This window comes from Microbacterium sp. KNMS (assembly GCF_053851835.1).
In genome coordinates this window covers 1-273 of record NZ_JBSQBP010000109.1, presented here as the reverse complement: position 1 = coordinate 273, position 273 = coordinate 1, and the positions used below count along the sequence as shown (strand labels likewise).

1 protein-coding gene is annotated in these 273 nt (G+C 67.0%); it reads right to left on the bottom strand.

Going from position 1 to position 273, the window contains the following annotated elements:
* A partial coding sequence (locus ACWXWW_RS18035; RefSeq protein WP_455971384.1) for a hypothetical protein occupies window positions 1–273 on the bottom strand: 273 nt, incomplete at both ends.

The following is a 273-nucleotide window of genomic DNA, read 5'->3' as shown; positions in this document are numbered from 1 at the left end:
GCGGGAGATCGAACCGGCGAACCAGCAAGGGGATTAGGAACAGATTGGTGCCGAACCCCACCAGCCCGACGAAGCCGCTGCCAAAGGTCAGGTGCAGGAAGGCAGGCGAACGGGCGAGCCGCCGAAGCACCATGGCGAAGGGGGGCGTATCCGCACTCTGCCCAGCATCCTTCCGTTCAGGTTCGGGAATGGTCGCAACCAGTAGCAGCGCCAGCAGCAGGCCGGGCGCACCAACCGCCACGAGCGCAAGCCGCCAGCCGAACGCCTGCGCCA